We start from the raw sequence: 1,115 nt of genomic DNA on the forward strand, positions 1-1,115 counted from the left end.
AAGATATTTCACACAAGAAAATCTGCTCTCACTCATGCAAATCTTTTAGGATATCCTCGTAGTGCGGTTTTTTTGATAATTCCACAGGGAATGACGCAGAAAATGATTGATAAGGTGAATTAACATATCCTGCTTTATTAGCTTTAAATAGTTTTTTCTTTTTAGCTACTTTAAAAGCAACAAAGAGTCTATCTGTGATTTCAGATGTTTGTATGATTAAATCCATCCTTGTCATACTGTGGGCTTTTAATACTCCACAATCTGCCTCTGGAACCTCGATAAGGATTGTATTGCCATCAGGCTGTACTGCGGCTATAGCCTCTCTACCTGTTAAATCGTTAATTATATTATTTTGCTTTTGGTAATAATGCTGATATTTTCTGTTTTTATCAAAAACAATCAAGTCGAAGTAGCTTACATCAACATTAGAAGGATTGATGATTTTAATGTTAGCTCTTAATGTACCATTTGGATTATATATGCTTTCACCGTTGTCTAAAATAACGCTCAAAATCCAATCTGAAACAGGAGCAGCAATTAACTCGACTTGTAAGTTATTTCTTCGGTAGTTTGAATAAGATAGAAACAGAGCTATTAAAGCTATCCAATTTTTTATTAGATATTCACTTGTAAACTTAAAAACACACAATAAAAAATTAAAAAAATTCATTTCAACCTCACAATTTTTATTTAAATTATACCACAGAAAATTTTAAAGCTATGTTGTTTTAGATAATTCCAAATTAGAAAGGAGGTGGGGAATTATGAAAGAAATTTTGTCAAGTATAGCAAAAAGCCTTGAATCCATTGCGACTGAATTCAAAGCTCAAAATTCTTACAGAGAAGAAATGAAACAAAACATGGAACAAATGGAAAAAATAATATTAGATATTCAATCAGATCCATTTGGACTCAAACACTTAAAAGATAAAGCGTTGTCCGAAAAAGCTTCTAAGCAAAAGGGATAGCATCCTTTATTTTCTTAGCAAACTCAAGCCAATATTCTATCCTGCCAGATAAAGTCTTGGCTTGGTCTTGTTTTTCAAGTTCAGCGATAGCTTCGGTTGTTAACGAAATTAGATAAAGCGTATCGCTTGCAGCCGTCGCTGAAATAT

Annotated in this window: 2 protein-coding genes; one reads left to right on the forward strand and one right to left on the reverse strand. The window is 32.2% G+C overall.

Annotation, left to right across the window (positions count from 1 at the left end):
- Positions 1-28: 28 nt before the first annotated feature.
- Positions 29-670: a hypothetical protein gene (locus HMPREF9171_RS102795; protein WP_001008979.1), complete on the reverse strand. Its 642-nt coding sequence runs from the start codon at positions 668-670 to the stop codon at positions 29-31.
- Positions 671-764: 94 nt separating this feature from the next.
- Between HMPREF9171_RS102795 and HMPREF9171_RS102790 the strand changes: the two genes are divergently transcribed.
- Positions 765-968, forward strand: coding sequence for a hypothetical protein (locus HMPREF9171_RS102790; RefSeq protein ID WP_000658998.1), 204 nt, complete (start codon positions 765-767; stop codon positions 966-968).
- Positions 969-1,115: the final 147 nt, after the last annotated feature.

Origin of the sequence: Streptococcus agalactiae ATCC 13813 (genome assembly GCF_000186445.1) — a bacterium.
Classification (GTDB): Bacteria; Bacillota; Bacilli; order Lactobacillales; family Streptococcaceae; genus Streptococcus; species Streptococcus agalactiae.

Coding starts and splice junctions, on each gene's coding strand:
- HMPREF9171_RS102795 (WP_001008979.1), bottom strand. CDS start 670: ATGAATTTTTTTAATTTTTTATTGTGTGTTTTTAAGTTTACAAGTGAA.
- HMPREF9171_RS102790 (WP_000658998.1), top strand. CDS start 765: ATGAAAGAAATTTTGTCAAGTATAGCAAAAAGCCTTGAATCCATTGCG.